The organism is Microbacterium sp. (assembly GCF_031178525.1).
Classification (GTDB): Bacteria; Actinomycetota; Actinomycetes; order Actinomycetales; family Microbacteriaceae; genus Microbacterium.
The window spans coordinates 1-1,835 of the sequence record NZ_JAPSJA010000385.1; the positions used below are offsets into that span (position 1 = coordinate 1).

Annotated in this window: 1 protein-coding gene; it reads right to left on the bottom strand. The window is 72.0% G+C overall.

The window, feature by feature from the left end; genetic code table 11:
- Positions 1-84 precede the first annotated feature (84 nt).
- Positions 85-1,835: serine/threonine-protein kinase (locus RIF89_RS14670; RefSeq protein ID WP_309069809.1), on the bottom strand; the 1,751-nt coding region annotated here is incomplete at its 5' end.

Below are 1,835 nucleotides of genomic sequence, written 5' to 3' on the forward strand. Positions count from 1 at the left end.
CGCGCCGAGCTCGTCTCGTCGGTCATGAATCTCCCCAGATCGGACATGAACTCGTCTCCCGGGAGCGCCCGGCCCCCGACGGCGTCAGCCGTTTCCTCCGGCGCCCGCCGTGCCGTCCGACCCGTCTCCCGTGCCGTTGTCGTCGCCCGCGCCGTCGTTCTCCGGGGCGTTCGCGACGAGCACGCTGCCCTCCGGCGACGTCTCGGACGTGCGCGGCTCCGCGCCATCCTCACCCGAGCAGGTGGCGATGACGGTCGCGGTGACGTTCTGACCGGGCTGACCCTTGATCCTGATGCCGGCGGACTGCTGCTCGGGCCCGAACTCGGCGCTGCTGCTGCCGAGGCCGAGGAAGAGCGCGCCGTTGAGCTTCAGCTGGTAGCCGGTGACCTGGCCCGTGCCGGCAGGGCACGAGAACGACCAGTTCACGACCGCGTCGGTCTCCGGCTCGACGCTCTGCGGCGCCGTGCCGTCCTCCAGCGTGAAGGTCGGAGCCGCGGGAGCGCCGATCTCCACCAGGGGGACCTCGCCGTACGCGAGCAGATCGATCTGCGTGCCCTCGGGCAGGTTCCCCCACTTGCTGACGCTGTAGACGAGCCCGACGTCCTCGGCGGCCTGGGCAGGGTCGCCCGTCGTGCAGCTGACGCCCATGCCGGCATCGGTGAGGATGCGCGAGGCCTCGTCGCACGACTTGCCGATCAGCTCGGCCTGGTCGATCGCCACGAGGGCGGGCGAGGGCGCGGTGCTCGGGGTGTCGTCGGGCGTCGGTTCGCGCGACGGCTGCACCGACGTGTCCTGGCCGGACGGCGTCTCCTCCGGCGCGCCGAACAGGTCGTTGCCGAACATGGCCCAGAGGGCGCCGCCCAGAACGACGAGCAGCAGGAGGATGAGCGCGATCAGCGGCCACGTCCACGGGCTGCGCTTCTTCTTGCGATCGCGGTCGCGGGTGTCCCCGGCGGCAGCGGCGCCGGCGGCGGCGCCGTCCAGCGGCACGGGCGTGGTGCGCGGCATGAGCCGGGTCGTGCTGTCGTCTCCCGAGGAGAGCAGCTGCGTGAACGCGTCATCCCCTCGCACCAGCGCGGCACCGGCGGCGATCGCCGGCACCGCGGCCGCCGCGGCGGCGACATCGCCACGACGCAGCGCGTTCGACGCGCGCGCGACGACGGCGGCGGACGCCGGGCGGTCCTCGGGCTTCTTGGCGATCATCGCCAGCACGAGGTTGCGCACGGGCTCCGGGATGTCATCGGGCAGCGGCGGCGGCTGCTCGTTGATCTGCGCCATCGCGATCGCGACCTGCGACTCGCCCGTGAAGGGGCGACGTCCGGCCATCGACTCGTACGCGACGATGCCGAGCGAGTAGATGTCGGTGGCGGGCGACGCCGGGTGACCCGACGCCTGCTCGGGGGACAGGTACTGCACGGTCCCCATCACCTGACCGGTCGCCGTGAGCGGCACCTGGTCGGCGATGCGTGCGATGCCGAAGTCGGTGATCTTGACGCGGCCGTCGGGCGTGATCAGCAGGTTTCCCGGCTTGATGTCGCGGTGCACCAGCCCCGCCGCGTGGGCGGCCTGGAGTGCCGACGCCGTCTGCGCGACGAAGTCGAGGGCCCGGTCCGGCGGGAGCTTGGTCTCGCGCTCGAGGATCGTCGAGAGCGCCTCGCCGGGGACGAGCTCCATCACGAGGAACGCGGATCCGTTCTCCTCGCCGTAATCGAACACGCTGGCGATGCCCTCGTGGTTGACGAGCGCGGCGTGACGGGCCTCGGCGCGGAAGCGCTCGAGGAACCCGGGATCGCCCATGTACTCGTCCTTGAGGATCTTGATGGCGACCGTGCGGC